Genomic DNA, 17,662 nt, shown 5'->3' on the forward strand with positions numbered 1-17,662 from the left:
CCGTCCCCACCCCGCTCGAGGACACGAGGAGAACACCATGACCGGCCAGAGAACGCACACCACCCCGCGGCGAGGACAACGCCGGACACTGTCGGCGCTGACCGTCGTCGTCTCCGCGGTGGTCCTGGCCGCGGGCACCGTCCCCGCGCACGCCGCACCGGCGGCGACGGCGGCGACCTCGTGCGCGAATTACGTCGCCATCATGGCCCCGGGTACGTGGGAGACCAATGCCGCGGCTAATCCGAGCACCCCGGTCGGGATGCTCGCCACCGTCGGCAACGCCCTGAAACAGAAGTACGGCAACGACATCGAGGTCTACTACCCGGCGTACGCGGCGTCGGCGTTCGACAAGGGCCGCACCTACGCCGACAGCAAGGAGACCGGTAAGAGCGCGATCAACAACATCCTCACCTCGGCGTGCGCGACATCGAAATTCCTGCTCTCGGGCTACTCCCAAGGCGCGGACGCCGCCGGCGACATCGCCGCCGAGATCGGCAACGGACGCGGCGTCGTTCCCGCGGCCCGGATTCTCGGTGTCGGTTTGGTCGCCGATCCGCACCAGGGCACCGCCGGCGGCACCGTCGTCGGGCCGAAGGTCGACGGTCAGGGCATCGGCGGGGTCCGGCCGGAAGGCTTCGGCTCTCTGGCACCGGTGGTCAAGCAGCTGTGCAATCCCACCGACCTGTACTGCTCGACGAACGCGGGTAAGGACGGTCTGCTCGCCGGCCTCGGCAAAGTCTTGGCGAACAAGCCCGTAGACCCGGCCACTTCCACCGTAAGCGGGCAGACCGGCCTCACCGCGTCCGGAGCGACCGCCGTTCCCTCGACGACCGCAGCACCGTCGAGTAGCGCAGCGCCGTCGACGACGGCGCAGGGCGGCGTCACCGGTGCCGGGACGACGCCGGCGCAGTCGGCTTCGGTCAGCGATTTTGCGTCGTCGCTGGTCTCTGACTTCTCCCGCGTCGATCTGGCCGGAGCCGCGAACACCGCATCGACCCTCGGGGAGCGGGTGGCCACCCTGCCCGACTCGGTGGGAACCAACCGCACTCAGTCGCAGGTCGCCAGCGTCGGGGCCTCGGCGACATCTCTGCTCAACACCCTCGAACCGGTCGCCGATGTGCAGTCAGTGATCGCCGCAAACCCCGGCATCCGCTCGACTCTCGACACCGCACCGGAAGGATCACCGGAAGCGAAGACCTCCACGGTGCTCGACGCCCTCGACCAGATCGACATTCCCGCAGTCCTGAGCACCGCGACCTCGATCGCCGACACCGCCTCGTCGGTGCTGGGCGGCACCGGCACCACCGCCGGCCTCGCCGGCACCGCGTCGACCCTGAGCGGGCAGGTCGCACCGTTGCAGTCCGTGTCCCCGGATGCGCTGACCTCGGCAACGCAGGTGCTCTCGCTGCTCAAGCCGAAGACGGTGGTCAACCAGGTCGTCAACGTCGCGACCGGCTTCACGAGCCTGGACTACCAAGGCATCGTCGACAACCTGATCGCCTTGCCGCAGAAGGTCGCCGCACTCGACGTCGCGGGATCGCACAAGATCGCCGGGGACCTCAACAACCAGTTCGCACCGATCGTGAAAATGGCCGCAGGGGTGGACCTGCACACCCTCGCGGCATTGGTGGCGATGATCCCCGACCCCAGCGGATCGGCGCAGATCGCCTCCCTGGTGCTGAGCTTGCTCGGCAACGTCGACGTGATCCGCCTGGCCAACGATGTCGGCGCGATCCAGGAAGTCGCGTGGAAGATCCTCGAAACCGGCAACCTCGCGGCCGCCGCCGAGCTGCTGCCCATCGGGCTCGACCTCGCCTCGGTCGCGGTCGGAGTGCTCACTGGATCCTCCAAGACCAGCCCCGACCAGCTCGGCGCGCAGACCCAGGTCACCGGACAGTCCGCAGCGATCGGCCAGCAAGCCTCCAGCGGCGACTTCGCCGGTCTGGCAGGCAGTCTCGTCTCACTGGCCTCCTCACCAGGCGCAGGGGACGCGGCCGAGCTCGTCGGTGCCGGTATCGACGCCGCGACCTTTTTCGCCTCCGGTGCTCACCAGTCCTACGGCGACTTCACGGTCGACTCCACCGGCCGCAGCGCCCTGCAATGGCTCATCGACTTCTTCACCCAGAAGATCGGGGGCTGACCAGCCGCCGAGCAGGCTCTGCAGCCGGGCGGGCATGACGCAGAGCAGCCGAAAACTACAGCACCACAACCGAACTACGCGTAACACCACCGGTGTCCGGGCGGGCACTGATCATCTTTTCGATTCGTGAGGACATGCACCGATGGCAGCATCACAGCAGGGCAGCAAGGGCAGTGCCGGCGCACTGAGCCTGCTGCTGATCGCCGCCGTCGCTGCGATCGGCATGTTCGGTGTCCTCTCGGGCGATCGCACACCGCCGGCCGACGAAGGCACATGTCTACCGGCCGGCGCGGCCGTGGTGGCTCCGCACTCGGGAACAGTGGTGATGCCGCTGCGTGAAGGCACGTATCAGGCCACGAGCGGTTTCGGTGCCCGCACGAACCCGGTCACCGGCGACGCCGAAGGACACCAGGGCCAGGACTACTCCGCCCCGACCGGGACCCCGATCTATGCGGCCACCGACGGCACAGTCGTCAAGGCCGAACACGCCAGCGGGTTCGGCAACTGGATCATCATCGACACCACCGTCGACGGCCAGTCGCTCTCGACGGTCTACGGCCACATGAACGACGACGGCGTCGGGGTAACCGCGGGCCAGACCGTCAAAGCCGGGGACCCGATCGGCACCGTCGGCAACGCCGGACAGTCCACCGGCCCCCACCTGCACTTCGAGGTCTGGCCCGGCACGCGCCTCGCATCCGGATCGAGCCCGGTCGATCCCGTTGCCTGGCTCGCCGCCGCCGGTGCCACCGCCCCGACCGCCACCGCGGACGTCCTCGCGACAGGACCGGCCGGCACCTCCCCCACGACCCCGACCACCGGTGTCGCGGCGCAGGGCGTATCGAGTCGATCGGTCAAACTCGCCGCCGCGATCAAACCCGGCTGCGGAGTCCCGGCCGGATCGACCGGACTGCGACCGGGCTCGGTGCCGGCGGACTTCGAGCCGTGGATCGTCAAGGCCGGCACCGTGTGCCCCGAGGTCACCGCCCCGGTCGTCGCCGCGCAGCTCGAACAAGAGGGCGGCTTCGACGTCAACGCCCACAACAACGGTTCAGGCGCGGACGGGCCTGCGCAGTTCATGCCCGCCACCTGGGCCGCGAAGGGCGTCGACGGAGACGGAGACGGCCGCAAGGACACCCGCAGCATCGCCGACGCGGTGATGAGCCAAGCCGCCTACGACTGCGAGCTGGCGGGCATCGCCAAGGACTTGCTCGCCGCCGGCAAGGTCAGCGGCGACCTGACCGAGCTGTACCTGTCGATGTACAACTGCGGGCCCGGCGCGACCCTCTCGCAGGGCCGGGTGTGCCAGAACGCCGAAACCCTCGACTACGTCGCGAAGATTCCCCGCCGCGCAGCAGAAGCGTTCTCCGTCGCCGTCCCCCAGGCCACACCGGGCATCGTCCCCGGTGGCCCGTTCGGTCAGAACGTCGTCGCGGCCGCGATGCGCTGGCTCGGCACCACCTACGCCTGGGGCGGAGGCGACCGCAACGGACCCACCCGCGGTGTCAGCGACGGCGGCGGCCGCGCGGACATGATCGGCGACTTCGACAAGGTCGGCTTCGACTGCTCCGGACTGGTCCTCTACGCCGTCGCACAAGCCTCCGGCGGCGCGATCGTGCTCCCCCACCAGGACTCGGCGCAGATCGCCGACAGCCGCGGCCGCGTGATCGCCACCCCCGGCGAGCTTGCTCCCGGCGACATCATCCAACCCCACTCGGGCCACATCTTCATCTGGCTCGGCGGAAACAAGGTCGTCGAGGCACCGCAGTCCGGCGACGTCGTGAAGGTATCGGACTGGACCCCGCCCGCGAGCGGCCTGACAGCACGAAGATTCAGATGAGAACCACCCGCACCGCCCTGACCGGATTGCTCGTCGCCGCAGCGGTTCTCACCGCGTGCGGTGGCCAGGACACCGGCAGCACCGATGCCCCGTCGATCCCGGCGCAGCAGTGGACACCGGGTACGCCCCCGCCGAGCGGCAGCGATCCCACCCGCACCCCGCCGGCGGCCGCGACCACGCTGCCCGACATCGCTGCAGGGGTGGACCGGCAGGACCCGGACTCGGTGGCCACCACGGCGCTGACGGTCTGGTTCACCTGGAACACCTCCGTCGACGCCGGACCCAACGATGCCGCAGCCCGCACCGCACCGCTGCTCACCTCCGAGTACGCGCGCGAGATCACCTCCACCACAGCGCAATCGAGTCCCGGTGCGCAGTGGCTGGACTGGGCCGCGCGCGGCGCGGTCCTGACCCCCGACCTCGTCGTCGACGACGAACCCGTTCCCCCGCAGACCGATTCGACGGCCTACCGCTCCTACCGCGTCACCCAACACATCGTCGGGGTGCCGGTGAGCGAGCGGGTCGTCGCGATGATCCTGCGGCGAGGGTCCGGCGGCTGGGAGGTGAGCCGCATTCAAGACAAATAGCTCCGCCTCATCTATCCACTGGCACTGCAGAACAACACGTTTCGGAAAGGAACCCCCGATGGACACAGAATCCGTCACCATACCCACGACCCGCACCCCACGCCGAGCTCGTCGTGTACTCGGTGTCCTCGCTCTCACCGCCGCGTTCACCGTGCTGGCCGGCGGAGTCGCCTCCGCTCAGGCGGTCAACCCGTTCGACGGGGTCAACCCGGATATCGGATTGTTCGGTCCCGCTCTGAACCAGACGTGGAAGCGCCTGCTCGCGGCGATCTGGGGAGCCAGCATCGCCCTCGCCGGCCTGTGGGTGCTGACCTCGTTCCTCAGCTCCAGGAAGGCGCGTAAACGCAACATGTCCAGCGATCTGAGCGAAGCGGGCGAGGATCTCAAGCTCTCGCTCATCATTCTGGGCGGTGTGGCCGCTGTCTCTCCGATCGTCGGCGCGGTCCTGCTCCTCGTCCAGCCCGGCGCATAGCCGATCGCGGATCTGACCACCACTCTCCCCTCCTCCCCGACGCGGCACCGTCCGCAGAAACGAGCACTCATCATGGCCATCGACTACCGCAACGTCGGCGCCGAACCCCCCAGCTCTCCCAACACCGGCACCGTCTCCGGTGATCAGCACTCCGACAGCAAGTCCGGGTCCAAACGCTGGATCATTCTCGGGGCCATCGCCCTGGCGATCCTCGCCGTCGTCTCGGTGATCGTGGTCGGTCTGTCGGGCGGCTCCGACGAGACCGGCGGCAGCGATGCCATCCGCGCAGTACACGGACCCACGACGGTGAACAACGGTGTCCCCAGCGGCTACACCCGCGACACCCAAGGCGCATCGACGGCCGCGGTGAACGTGCTCCAGGCGTTCGATCAGGCCAGCCAGGGCCGCATCGACATGAACGATGTCCGCTCGACGATGATCGCCACCGACCCCGGTGCCGAACTGGCCCGCGAGATCGAACTCGGCAGCAACCGCGACGAGAGCAGCGACGTGATGAACACCCTGCCGGCCGCGGTGCACGTGTCCTCGTTCAGCACCGACGCCGCGCAGATCTCGGTGTGGTCGATGACCACCACCCAGTCCGACATCAACAACACCGGCACCGTCGCTGTGAGCACTCTGTGGGCGACCACCGACATCTCGTTGGTCTGGCAGGACGGGGACTGGAAGGCCAAGGACTGGTCCTACCGCCAGGGCCCGCGACCGGAGGACGCCTCCTACCCGGCCGCTGATTCCGCGCTCGGCGGTCAACTGACCGCCGGGTACTACACCTTCTACATCGACTAGGAGAGAACATGATTCGCCGTCTCGTTCTCATCGCGGTCACCGCCGCACTGGTGGCTCTGTTCGGATCACCCGCTGTTGCGCTCGCCCAGCCTTCCGCCGTTCCCGCTCCCGCACCGGGGGCGGTCACCGCCCAACAACCGGCATCGAGGCTGCCCGCGCACTTCCCGGACGATCTCAAGAAATTCATCGGCGGTACCGAGGAATTTCGGAGCGGGCCCTGGTTCACGGGGAACTGCGCAGACCACGGCGGCGACCTGGGAACCTATATCTCCCAAGCACTCACGAACGAAAACCGGCTCCTGTACTGGACAGCATCGGACGAGAACAAAGCCGTCATGCTCGGCGGTCCGGGCGCGGTCGGCAGCGACCCTCAGGCCCAGGCCACGGCCGAGATCACCCGTCAGGCCGTCGCCGACGGGACCGAACCACCCGCCGACGCTCTGCCGACCGTGTTCCCGGCCGGGGACACCAGCTTTCACCCACCGACCGGAACCTGCGCCGAGGACCTCGCCCGGTGGGGCACCAAGGAATGGGGCACGTGGGGCTTCGCCTGGGCGCAGAGCCCGGACGCGGACTCGCTGACCGCGATCAAAGCGCTGCCCGGTGCCGACAAGGTGCCCGACGCCGCCTGGTCGGACCCGTGCTCGCAGGGTTCGGGCGACCAGTACTGCATGCACGCGTTCTTCGTCGACTGCTCGAAAGCCGAACGGGCAGATGCCAGCCGCTGCCAGGACTGGAATCTGTCGATCGGACGATTATTCGCCGGCACCGCGAACTGGATCGACAAGAACACCTCGTTCACCGAACGCCTCGAGGACACCCTCGGCAAGGTCATCGCCGCCACCCCGCAGTACAAGCTCGGCAAGGCCTACCTGCGGGCATTCTCCTGGATCTCGGGAGCAGCGAACGACGTCGTCGACTTCGTCACCGATCCGACCACCGTCATCGACGACTGGGTCAACGCCACCAAGAGCGGGGCCCTCTCGCTCACCGACGCCGTACTGCGTGGGTTGACCTCGACCGGCGACTTCGATCCCACCCAGCAATGGTTCGTGACCTATTACGCCGGATCGACGGGTCTGGGAATCATGGTCATGTCGCTGGCGGTCCTGCTGGCGATCATGCGATCACGGCACAAGGGCTCACCGTCGGAGCTGGTGGCCAACGTCTTCGGCTACATGCCCGCCGGGGTGGTGATGATGCTGTTCTCCCTGGCCCTGGCTCAACTGGTGATCGAGTTCGCATCAGTGCTCACCGAGGGCATCGCCAGTTTCAGCGGATCCACGATCACCGAGATGGTGCAGGACATCTACGCCACGATGGGCACGCTGAACAAGGACACCGTCGTCGGCGGCTCGATCGTCGGCCTGGTCTTCTTCGGCATCCTGCTGCTCGGTGCGATGTCGGTCTACCTGGGTCTGCTCATGCACCAGATCGGGCTTCCGCTGACCGCGTGCGTCGCCGGAATCGGCTACGGCATGTGGGTGCACCCGACGTGGCGGACCAAAGCGCTGCGGCCACTCTTCACGTTCGTCGGCATCGTGCTCAGCAAGCCGATGCTGTTCCTGCTCATTGCGATCGTGCTCGCCGGGGCCAACAACGCTCTGCTCTCGGGCGGCGGCGGCTCGGGAGACCTGACCTCGCTCGGCGCTCTCGTGCTCGTCGGGGCCTCGATGGTCGTCGTCGGCCTGGCACCGTGGGCGATGCTCAAGTGGGCACCGATCCTGCCGACCAAGGCCGACTCCGAAGGGTTCGGCGGCGGTGGCTCCGTCGCCGGTGGTGTGATCGGAGGCGTGGGCAGCTCGGCCCTGTTCCGCAGCCGCAGCGGCGGAGGTGGTGGCGGAGGCGGGTCGACCGTCACACCGCGCTCGACCCGCTCCGGCGACGGCGTCGACAAGGCCACCCGATCCGCGCACTCGGCCCCGTCGAGCAATTCCATCTCTGGCCACACCACCGGGGCCGCCCACAGCGGCGGCGCCGACAAGGGCGGGGCGTCGACACCGAAGCGCTCGACCATGGGAATGGCCGGCCGACTCGGCGGAAAGCTCGCGACGGGATCGGCCGCGACGGTCGCCTCGGCCGGGGCAGCAGCGGTGCCGATCGCCGCGCAGTCCGCAGCGGCGGCGATGAACAAAGCCAAATCCAGTGCCGAGTCCGCACCGTCCGAAGCCGAAGGCAGGTAAGCGATGTCGACCGAGACCGTCGAGCACGACAGCGAGCAGAGAACCTCCATCCTGGGCGGTGAGATCGCGCGCCGCGGCATGACCGGGATCTCGGCACCGGTGCTCATCACCTGGACCGCCGCTCTGATCATCGGCGTCGTCTACTACTTCGCCGCGGGCGGGGGCGCGATGACCGTTGGGCTCGTGGCCGTGTTCTACGTCGGGGTGTTCGCCTCGACATACGAATTCGGCGACGCTTCCCTGGCGGCGCGGCAGTTGCACCGGTTGCGGAACTGGTCGCGGATGCGGCGCGGGGAGCACGTCTACCGCAACGCCGACGACCCTGCCTACGGGATCACCGATCTCGACCCCGGCTGGGAGTACCCGGTGCCGCTCGGGCGGACCGCCCCGCTCGACGTCGCCGGCACCGGCCTGGACGAGATGTTCATCGTCCGCACCGCCAACCCCGGCGAGCGGGCCTACTACACGGTGGTACTGTCCGTGCAGGGCCTGGCAGGGGGGCTGCGCACCGACGCGGCCTGGGCGACGACATCGGAGAAGTTCGGTCTGTTCAGCGCCTCGATGGCCCGCAAGACCTCGCTCATCCGCGGAGTGCAGCTGATCCACCGCTCCATTCCCGCGGATCTGACCATGCACGAGGACTGGGTCGAGCGGGAGGTCGAAAAGCTCGGCGACATGCGTCTGCGGGCACCGGTGGAGTCCTACGGCGACCTCATCGACACCATCCGGCCGCACTCGGAAGAGCACCGGGCGTACGTGGTGCTCAAATTCCCCCAGACCGACCACTTCGAGGCCGAAGCCGCGCGGGCTGCGGGCGGGAAAGGTGCCCGATTCGAAGGCGGTGTCGCCCAAGTGATCCGCGACGAGACGATGCGCGCGGTGAGCAAACTCGTCGCCGCCGGCATGGGCCGCGTCCAGGTCCTCGGTGAGCAGCGCACCTGCGCGCTGATCCGCGCGTTCATCGACCCGTCGAACCCACTCGATCGCCACCAAGGGGCTCGGTGGTCGAACTGCTGGCCCTCCTACGTCGGTGGCCACGACTCGGTGGTGGTATCCGGCCGCTGGCACACCCGTGTCGGGTTCCTCCCGCCGGCGAGCATCGAACCCATTCCGCTGGGCCCGCTGTGGCTCGCGCCACTGCTGACCGGGGTCGCCCCCGACATCGGCGACGACGAGAACCCGCCCTCACCGACGATCCGAACAGTCAGTGTCCGAGTCGATTTCGTGCCCGACGCCGTCGCCCGGGAAGCGGCCAGTCAGGACTTCACCCAGGACCGGGCCTCGCAGGAAAGTGCCGCACGCAAAGGCATCACCGGCGACGGCTCGGCCGAAGTGATGGCCACCGCGTCCGGGCGTCGACGCACCGATCTGATGCCGGGCTCGGGCCATCACGGCACCATCTACTCCCTCGCGGTCGCGGTCACCGGCCGCGACGAAGACGACCTCGAGCGGGCCTGCATGCGCGTGGAGGAAGCCGCCGACGAATCAGCGATCAAAACCATCACCTGGCAGGACGACACGCACGACGTCGCCCTGTTCACCACCCTGCCCTTCGCTCGCGGTCTCGCCGTGACGCGCTACACCAAGTAGCCCAGGAGATTTCGATGCCGCAACACACCACCCGTCGTCCGTCCACCCGACCGGCCGCGACCGAGCAACCGGTACGCCCGCGGTTGCTCGGCGGCGATCGCGAACGACTCGGCGACGTCGACGCCGTCCTCGAGGCCGCGCAGGCGGTCCCGAAGCGGATTGCCCGCCGTAAGCCACCTCGGCGGTTCGCGCTCCTCGACCGCTACGGCTGGTACGAACCCCGCTCCGAAGGCGCGTGGAGCACCACCAGGCAGTCCGAAGCGCTGAACCTGGCCATCAGCCGCCGCAGTGCCCGCCACCAGGGAGCGGTGACCGGCCTGAACCGGATCTCCCAGGATCTGGTGATCACCGATCCGTTCGAGCTCTACGGCACCGACATCTCCAACATCAACGTCTGCGTCGTCGGGGACATCGGCAAGGGCAAGTCCTCGATGATCAAGACCGCATTTCTGTGGCGGCAGATCATCTTCGGCCGACAGGTGGTGGTCATCGACAAGAAACGCCAGGGCAGCGAAGGCGAGTACTCCATCTTCGCCCGCACCCTCGAGGTGGAATCGGTCCGGTTCAAAACCGGTGGCGGCGGCGCCAGACTGAACCTGCTCGACCCGGCGATCACCACCGGCGGTGAACATGCCGGCGGCCTCGACGGTGTCACCCCAGCCGGTCAGGAAGCCCTCGTGCTCGCCGTCCTCGCCGACACGATGGAACGCCCGCTGACCACCCCGGAGAAGAGCGCCGTCGGCCGAGCGTTGGAGCTGGTCAACGCCGACGCCGCCGCGACCGGTCGCGCACCGGTGCTCAAGGATCTCGCCCGCCGCCTCGTCGAGCCGTCCACCGACGACGGCACGTACTTCGGTGACCGCTGGTCCGAGCGCTCCCTCGAATGGGGCTACGAGCCGGGCCTGGCCCTGCTGCGTCTGGTCGACCGGGACCTCAAGGGCCTCGTCGACGCAGAAACCTCCCCGGAGGTCCGCGCCGCGCTCGAGCACCCCTTCGCGCACTTCGACGTCTCCGCGCTGCCGACCGAAGGGCCTGCGCTGCGGGTGGTGATGACCGTGATCAACACCTGGCTGGCGAACCTGCTCGCGGCACGCTCGTCGGTGTCCAAGCAGACCATCCTCATCGTCGAGGAAGGCTGGCACGTCGCCGAAGGATCGACCGGCGCGGTGTTCCGGTCGAACATGAAACTCTCCCGCGGACTGGGCCTGTCGACCGTCTCGGCCTTCCATCACCCCTCGGATATGTCCCACGACTCCCCCGCCCGTGCCCTGATGCAGGAAGCGGGAATCGTGTTCCTGTTCGCGCAGGAACGCTTCGACGACGCCCGCGAGACAGCCGAGATGTATCACCTCCCGCCCGGGTCCATCGACATCATCATGGGCCTGGGCCAGGGCGAATGCCTGGTCAAGATCGGCTCGTCCGATCCGATCCTGATGGAACACGTCCGCTCCCCGCAGGAGATCGCCCTCACCGACACCGATGCCGCCGTGAAAGGAGTCAAGCCAGCATGAGCACCTCATCGCCCTCATCGTCAGCGGCCCGACGTTCCCGCACCATCGACGTGCGCGTGAGCTCCGCGGCCTCGATCGGGTACGCCGACGACACCTGCTCGAGCAGCGAAGGCCGGTTCGCATCCCCCTCCGCCGCAGCACGATTCGCCGTCACCCACGCCGCAGCCCTCGACGCCGGTCACCCCGACACCACCCTCACCATCACCCGCACCCCCACCGGCCACGGTGACGACGACGTCTGTGTGTCCGGCACCCCCGGTGAGATCGCCTGCGCACTCGCCACCATCCCGATCTACAGCGCCGGAGTCCGCACAGCGCGGATACCGGCACCGGAGTACCTCCGTGCCGCCGTCGATGAGGTCACCCTGCCGATCCAGTGGCAGGGCAGCGTGGGAGTGGAGGCCGGCGTCGATGTGCGCGTGCTCTCGACCCGGCCCGACCCGCTGCCGTACTCGACGCTGCTGCTCGGACAATGGGCACCGGACCTCGCGCACCGCCTCGCGCACGACCTCGCCCGCTCGATCACCGAGCGCAGTGGCCAACGGAGCCCGGCCACCGTGACATACCTCCCCGACCAGGGGCGGTACGAGATCACCCATCCCGACCCGATTTCCGAGACCGACGCCGCCGCGGTGGCCCGCTACATCCGGATCACCCGACTACGAGCCAACCTCGCCGCCCTCGACCCGGTGGGCGACGCGGACTGCGCTGTCGGTCTCGCCGCCGAGCTGCACGTGCTCGAAAGCTATTCCCGCCGTGTCCCTTCCACCGACGACAGGACAGTTCGATGAGTGCGATGCAATCCCCTCCCCGTAGGCCCAGCGATCCGTTCGTTCCGTCCGAGGTCTGGGTCGGTGCCGCTCTGATCGTGGGGCTGGTGTTCGCTGTCGCCGGCGGCGGCATGGTCTCCTCGCTGGTGTCGGGCAAGGTGATCGCGATGCCCACCAGTTTCGGTGAGCTGTTCTCGATCTTCCGCGGGTTGGCCACGAACCCGTCGGACCCCGCGGTTGCGTGGCCGGCGACCGCGCAGCCGGGTCCGGCGTGGGTGACCTGGGTGTGCATTCTGGTGCTCGGTGCGCTGTATACCGCTGTCGCGCTGTGGATCAGCTCCGAGATCGACGACTGGCAGCACCACCGCGGTCAGGCGCAACGTGGTTTCGCCGGCCGACGTGAGCTCGCCCGGGCGGGTATCGACGAGAAGAGTGTCCGCACCGCTGCCGTCGCCACCCGTTCGTCGTTGAAGGGCACGCGGGCCTCGAGACTGGACGCGAGCGAGGTCGCGATCGCGTTGGGCCGCAACATGGTCGATCCCGACAGGGTCGTCTACATCAAGCAGAACGACTGCATGCTCGTCGAGGGCGTCACCGGGTCGGGTAAGACCTGGCGTGTGGCGTATCGGCGCTGCATGGACGCACCCGGTGCACTGCTGGTGACGTCGACGAAAGTGGATCTGATCTCGGCGACGTACGAGCACCGCGCGGCGCTCGGGCGGGTGTCGATCTTCGATCCGGACAACATCACCGGATGGCCCGACCCGATCCGCTGGTCGATCCTCTCCGGTTGCCAGGATCCGGACGTGGCGATCCGCCGCGCGCAGAGCTTGGTATCGGCAATGCCGATGGGAGACACCAAGAACGGCGGCTACTGGGAGGACAAGGCAGTGGTGCTGCTGCGCTGCTACCTGCACGCGGCCGCGATCAGCGGTGCGGATCTGGCCACGCTGCGCGTGTGGGTGAACTCGCGCAAAGGCCGCGAACCACGCGAGATCCTGATGCGGACGATGCCCGGCTGGGAAGCCGAACTCGGCCAGATCCTCGACTCCGGATCGGACTCCTCCGACGACATGATCGGCGCGGCCAGCCGACTCCTCGCCCCGCTCGCCTCCCCCGCACTACTCAAGGCCGTCGATGTGCCGATGCGCGAGTCGTTCGACATCGACGAGTTCATTCGATCCGGCACGGACACGCTGTATCTGGTGTCGAAAGGCAAGGACAATTCTGCGGCCCCGTTCATCGCGGCCCTGGCCAGCGAAGTGCACTACCTCGCCGATCGCCACTCACAGAGCCTGCCCGGTGGCCGATTCGATCCCCCGATCCGGTTCGAGCTCGACGAAGTCAACAACGTCGCCCCGATCCCGGGACTGCCGGATCTGATGTCGGACTCGGGCGGCCGAGGCATCACCATCCATGCCTACGCCCATAACGAGGAGCAGAACAAGCTCCGCTGGGGCGCGGTCGCCGGCAAGATGTTCGCCGACAACTCCCCAGCCCGCTTGATCCTGCCCGGCCTCAAAGGCGACGAGCTGCAGGCGATCTCGAAGATGCTCGGCGACCGGTACGAGTGGCAGCCCTCCGGAAACGCCCAGTCCGGCCCGACGCTGCGAGAGGTGCCGGTGATGTCGCCGGCGCAGATCCGTCAGATGGACCCCGATCAAGGGCTGCTGATCTACCGCACTGCCCCGCCGATCCTGGTGCATCTGCCGACGGTGTGGGACGTGAAGGAATCACGCGCCGCGGTGTTGCAATCGCAAAAGGTGTTCGACGAGATCGTGGCGTCGGGCACCGCGCCTCGTGCCGAGCTTCGGTCCGGCGCGGTGGTGCTCGACAAGGTCAGTGACGGGACGACACTGTCGTGACCGTACCGGGCGGCGAGCAGGAAGAGTTGGTGCCGTCGCGGTTCACCTGGCGATATCTCGATGCCGAGCAGGCTCGGGCCCTGTGGTCGGAGCTGATCGACTGGACCACGTGGCTGCGGGAGCGCTACGAGCTCGGCACCAAGATCCCGCCGTGCTGGTATCGCCATGATCCCGTCGTCGAGGAACTGAGCGCCCTGATGGCGGCATGGACCGATGCCTACTACCGCGGTGACGAGTACCGGGACGACCTCACCGCCTGGCACACCCAGTGGTTCCGGCCGCTCATGGCGCGCATCCGCGACATCTCGGACTTCGACAGTTGCACCCACGATCGGTGTGCGCACCGCCCGTTGCCGCCGGCCACCCTTGCCGGCATCGAGGAGTTCGTCGCCGCCGACATCGATAACCGGTTTGGTCCAGAACGGCCGGAACCCGACGCGGAGACCGAACTGCAGACTCTTTCGGCAGACGATATGAACGCGGCCATTTCGTCCGGAATAGCAACGCCAGGCGGCCCATCAGATCCGATCACGTCCGTCTATTTCGACGAGTCGACCTGGTTTTTCGACCCTCTCAGACGGCGGTGGGTCCCCGCTGGCTGAGAAAATTGGGATCCTGACGAAGCATCGTCCTCTTGACTGGCACCAACGCGCTGAACAGCCGGGCACAGGGCCAGCGAGCTCCGGATTCGGACGGATGAACTACAGGAAAAGGCACAGACCCGCCTGAGTGCAAGCAACACTGTATGTAGTCTGGCAGCCGATGATAGTTGCCTTCGAGACGTCAAGACTCCGCACCGTGTGCGAGACGCCTGCTGAGGCTGCGAAAGCGTACGGGCCGGAGACTGCCGCACTGCTCAGAGACCGTCTCGCAGACCTTCGCGCCGCGCAACATATAGACGACCTCCTAGCCGGACATCCGCGACTTCTGGGCTCGGCCAAGGACATTCTGGCAGTCGACCTCGGGCCCGATTGGACGATGACCTGGGTGCCCAATCATCGAGACGATAGAGTCGACGAAGATGGCAACGCGGACTGGATCCGTGTAGGTCGTGTCCGACTCGTAGCAATCAAGAGGAGTCAACGGTGAGCCAAAACGGGTTAGCACCAAGATGGGCGTCGGCACCGGGAGAGACCATCACCGCAGTCATGAGCGAAAAGCAGCTTGATTTTGAGCGGACCTCGGCGCGTCTCAACCTCACGTCGCGAGGCATGGAAGACCTTCTACACGGCCGCACAGCAATAACACCGCAGCTTGCAGCAAGTCTTTCTGCCGCAATCGGCGCGTCACAACAGTTTTGGCTGGCTCGGGAAAATCAGTACCGTGAAGACCTTGTCCGCGTGGCTGCGGACCGCTGGACGCAGGAATTCCCGCTTCGCCAAATGGCAGAACTGGGCTGGATCGAGAGTACTTCTGACTGGCATGCACAGATCGACCAGTGCCTGGACTTTTTCGGTGTCGACTCCCCTGACGAATGGAAAGAGCGCTACGAAGACAAATTCCAATCAGCGCATTACAGACGCTCCCCCACATTTTCCATAAACGGCGCAGCAACCACTGCCTGGTTCCGGGCTTGCGAAAAGAGGGCAGACGAGATTGGCAACGTAGAACGCTACAACGCGAATCGCTTTGAAGAGTCCCTTTCAGAAATAAGACGACTGACACGTCAAAAGGACCCTAAGATTTTCGCTCCTAGACTCAGCGAGATCTGCGCCGGAGCAGGCGTCGCCGTGGTTGTAGTTCGTGCACCGAGCGGCTGCCCAGCCAGCGGCGCGGCCAGAATCTACCGCGATAACCCATTGATTCAGTTGACTGCACGGCACTTGACAGACGACCACTTCTGGTTCAGTTTTTTCCATGAAGCTGCACACGTTTTACAGCACAATCTAGATGAGGTATTTCTGGATCTGGAGGATGACGATACAGGAAGCCCTACAGAGATCGCTGCCGATCTTTTTGCGAATTCGACACTGATCCCAAACCCAATCCCCCCGCTTCCAAAGAAACTAACCACTCGTGATGCGGTGCGAATCGCAGTTGAGAATCAAGTATCTCCAGGAATTATTGTTGGGCATTTACAACATCTTGGCGCGGTCAGCCAAAACAGCCTCAACCGGCTAAAACGCCGGTACAGATGGAACGACTCTAACCTCGAAATGAAGTGAACTTGCTCGGACTTTTTTGCCAATTACAAAGCGCGTCTTCCAGAACATCGAACGTTAGACGCAATTCTGCGCACAGCTGAGCAGTCCAGACTTCCAAGTCTTTATTTGAAATAGATGCGTCTGCCGACCCGCTAAAGAGGAGTTTCGCGCCCTTCGTTGGCCCGGCTTTAGATTCAAAATATGCCTTGTCCGGTTCAATGTCGAGCAAAGCCAACTTCCCGAGCATTGTCAAGTAGTCAAAACGTGCGGTTCTACCGAATCGCGCCACCGCCTGCATAGACTCATAAAGCAACCCGAAAGCAGCCTTACGCGCACTAGTCGGTCCGACAATGGATGCGAAACGATGTTGGTGCGTACCACCGATCCAATCGACGTATGACTCGATCACTTCTCCCGTACCACCCGCCGAAACACCATTCAGACTCTCATATTTTCGATGATTGCCAAATTTTCCACCTCGTGTATGCAGCTCAGCATTATTGCTGACCAGCCATGTGCGAACAGCCCCCACATCTGACTGCACGGCCCGCCAATCCCACACACCACTTTGGCCGAGCTTAGAATAGAATTCCGAAACAAGGGACCATTGAGTCTGCCTGGGTCGCCCGAAATGCACAGACAGAAAAACTAACCAACACGCGTTGTCAAAATTGCCTAGCTTGCTTTCTCTTACCGCCGCCATTATTGGATCGAAAGCCCCCGAGGAAGCGTCAAGTACGCGCGCCGACGCAAGCCGAGCACTTTGGCGCTCAGCATATCGTCTCCTGTGACCACTCTCGATGAGCTGGCCCAAAAATGCAAGCGCACTGTCCGGGTCACTAATACCTGGAAGTGGACGCGTCTTGGCGGTGTACCGATGTATGGCATCCTCCAGCCTGTCCGCCTCCAAAGCGTCAATCGGTCTAACTACAGGTCGCAAAACCACGAATTCCCTCTCCCAGCTCTCGTCCGATGCCTTCCATCACTACCTTTGTCACTCCGAAACTACTCTGTAGATTGTGATTGTAACCAATAACAGAGATTTCTCGACCGAGATCAAAGTCGTCGATGGATGAAATTTTCTGCTCGTACCTGTAGCCGTCAACAGCTCGGCCGGTCGCTCGCGGCAGCTCCCAGCCATCCACTTTCACACGGAAGAATTCGGTTCTCGCCATCTGCTCGAATTCTCTGACTACCGAGCGGCCATTCAAGACTAGCGTTTCCAGGCGACTGTCCCTTAATAAGCTAGCCAAGCTCGCCCTCCCATCAGCAAGCATTCGCTCTCGAGTAGCGGCAGAGAGCAACCCCCACTTAGTACGAGTTGCGTAAGCCACCAAATCGAGATGACAAGCTTCTCCACCGTAGTACGAGTAGCCCGCACACCCTAACAACCGGTCGAGTACGTTGAACCACTGCGCATAGGGGTTGTGATCGAAGTATTGGCGACATGCCGAGCTCACAGCGGTCACCTCAGCTTCCGATGCCTGGTCCCAGCTAAAAAGACCGAGCGAGTTTAAAGTCGCCAACCTCCGGTCTTCAACACGCAGTTCTTTGCCGCTTGAGTCCGCAAACTCGCGGTTACTGGGATTTATCCCTACCGTTGCAATACGCGCATTCGGCAAGTCGCCGAAAAACGGCACCGGGCAAGCCCACCGAATGACATCATCGTTCTCAAATTGGGACAATTCTTCGATTAAACTACCGAGAATATTTTTCATCTTGGACAACCATCTCGCTTACGTAGTTGAAATAA

The 17,662-nt window shown here is 65.4% G+C and carries 14 protein-coding genes; 12 read left to right on the forward strand and 2 right to left on the reverse strand.

The annotated features are described in order from the left end of the window. Nucleotides 1-37: 37 nt before the first annotated feature. The 12 genes from AC5WEY_RS00240 (at nucleotide 38) to AC5WEY_RS00295 (ending at nucleotide 15,930) form a co-directional block, all read left to right on the forward strand. Complete coding sequence (locus AC5WEY_RS00240; RefSeq protein ID WP_495644195.1) at nucleotides 38-2,140, forward strand: cutinase family protein; 2,103 nt, start codon at nucleotides 38-40, stop codon at nucleotides 2,138-2,140. 142 nt (nucleotides 2,141-2,282) lie between these two features. Then, entirely contained in the window at nucleotides 2,283-3,980 is a 1,698-nt protein-coding gene (locus AC5WEY_RS00245) for a peptidoglycan DD-metalloendopeptidase family protein (protein WP_495644196.1), read from the forward strand. Further along, nucleotides 3,977-4,567 (forward strand): hypothetical protein, encoded by a 591-nt coding sequence (locus AC5WEY_RS00250; RefSeq protein WP_495644197.1) that lies wholly within the window; start codon nucleotides 3,977-3,979, stop codon nucleotides 4,565-4,567. The genes AC5WEY_RS00245 and AC5WEY_RS00250 overlap by 4 nt, the downstream gene beginning before the upstream one ends. 58 nt (nucleotides 4,568-4,625) lie before the next feature. Beyond that, on the forward strand, nucleotides 4,626-5,039 hold the full coding sequence (locus AC5WEY_RS00255) for a hypothetical protein (protein WP_495644198.1): 414 nt from the start codon (nucleotides 4,626-4,628) through the stop codon (nucleotides 5,037-5,039). A 72-nt stretch (nucleotides 5,040-5,111) separates the two neighbouring features. Further along, a complete protein-coding gene (locus AC5WEY_RS00260) occupies nucleotides 5,112-5,846 on the forward strand; it encodes a DUF8175 domain-containg protein (RefSeq protein ID WP_495644199.1) in 735 nt (244 codons plus the stop codon). A gap of 8 nt (nucleotides 5,847-5,854) precedes the next feature. Next, on the forward strand, nucleotides 5,855-8,029 hold the full coding sequence (locus AC5WEY_RS00265) for a hypothetical protein (RefSeq protein ID WP_495644200.1): 2,175 nt from the start codon (nucleotides 5,855-5,857) through the stop codon (nucleotides 8,027-8,029). Nucleotides 8,030-8,032: 3 nt separating this feature from the next. Continuing rightward, the gene (locus AC5WEY_RS00270) at nucleotides 8,033-9,619 is read left to right on the forward strand and encodes an SCO6880 family protein (protein WP_495644201.1); all 1,587 of its coding nucleotides are present in this window, start codon (nucleotides 8,033-8,035) and stop codon (nucleotides 9,617-9,619) included. A 14-nt stretch (nucleotides 9,620-9,633) separates the two neighbouring features. After that, complete coding sequence (locus tag AC5WEY_RS00275; protein WP_495644202.1) at nucleotides 9,634-11,130, forward strand: putative type IV secretion/conjugal transfer ATPase; 1,497 nt, start codon at nucleotides 9,634-9,636, stop codon at nucleotides 11,128-11,130. Beyond that, a complete protein-coding gene (locus AC5WEY_RS00280) occupies nucleotides 11,127-11,921 on the forward strand; it encodes a methyltransferase (RefSeq protein ID WP_495644203.1) in 795 nt (264 codons plus the stop codon). The genes AC5WEY_RS00275 and AC5WEY_RS00280 overlap by 4 nt, the downstream gene beginning before the upstream one ends. Further along, complete coding sequence (locus AC5WEY_RS00285; protein WP_495644204.1) at nucleotides 11,918-13,765, forward strand: type IV secretory system conjugative DNA transfer family protein; 1,848 nt, start codon at nucleotides 11,918-11,920, stop codon at nucleotides 13,763-13,765. Before AC5WEY_RS00280 ends, AC5WEY_RS00285 begins: the two co-directional genes overlap by 4 nt. Beyond that, entirely contained in the window at nucleotides 13,762-14,367 is a 606-nt protein-coding gene (locus AC5WEY_RS00290) for a DUF4913 domain-containing protein (protein ID WP_495644205.1), read from the forward strand. The genes AC5WEY_RS00285 and AC5WEY_RS00290 overlap by 4 nt, the downstream gene beginning before the upstream one ends. A 483-nt stretch (nucleotides 14,368-14,850) precedes the next feature. After that, complete coding sequence (locus AC5WEY_RS00295; protein ID WP_317566010.1) at nucleotides 14,851-15,930, forward strand: ImmA/IrrE family metallo-endopeptidase; 1,080 nt, start codon at nucleotides 14,851-14,853, stop codon at nucleotides 15,928-15,930. Here the strand turns inward: AC5WEY_RS00295 and AC5WEY_RS00300 are convergent. Continuing rightward, a complete protein-coding gene (locus AC5WEY_RS00300) occupies nucleotides 15,911-16,855 on the reverse strand; it encodes an alpha-glutamyl/putrescinyl thymine pyrophosphorylase clade 3 protein (protein WP_495644206.1) in 945 nt (314 codons plus the stop codon). The two genes, AC5WEY_RS00295 and AC5WEY_RS00300, sit on opposite strands and share 20 nt — an antisense overlap. Continuing rightward, a complete protein-coding gene (locus AC5WEY_RS00305) occupies nucleotides 16,833-17,627 on the reverse strand; it encodes a hypothetical protein (RefSeq protein WP_495644207.1) in 795 nt (264 codons plus the stop codon). Before AC5WEY_RS00305 ends, AC5WEY_RS00300 begins: the two co-directional genes overlap by 23 nt. Nucleotides 17,628-17,662: the final 35 nt, after the last annotated feature.

This window comes from Rhodococcoides sp. S146-33 (assembly GCF_059489205.1).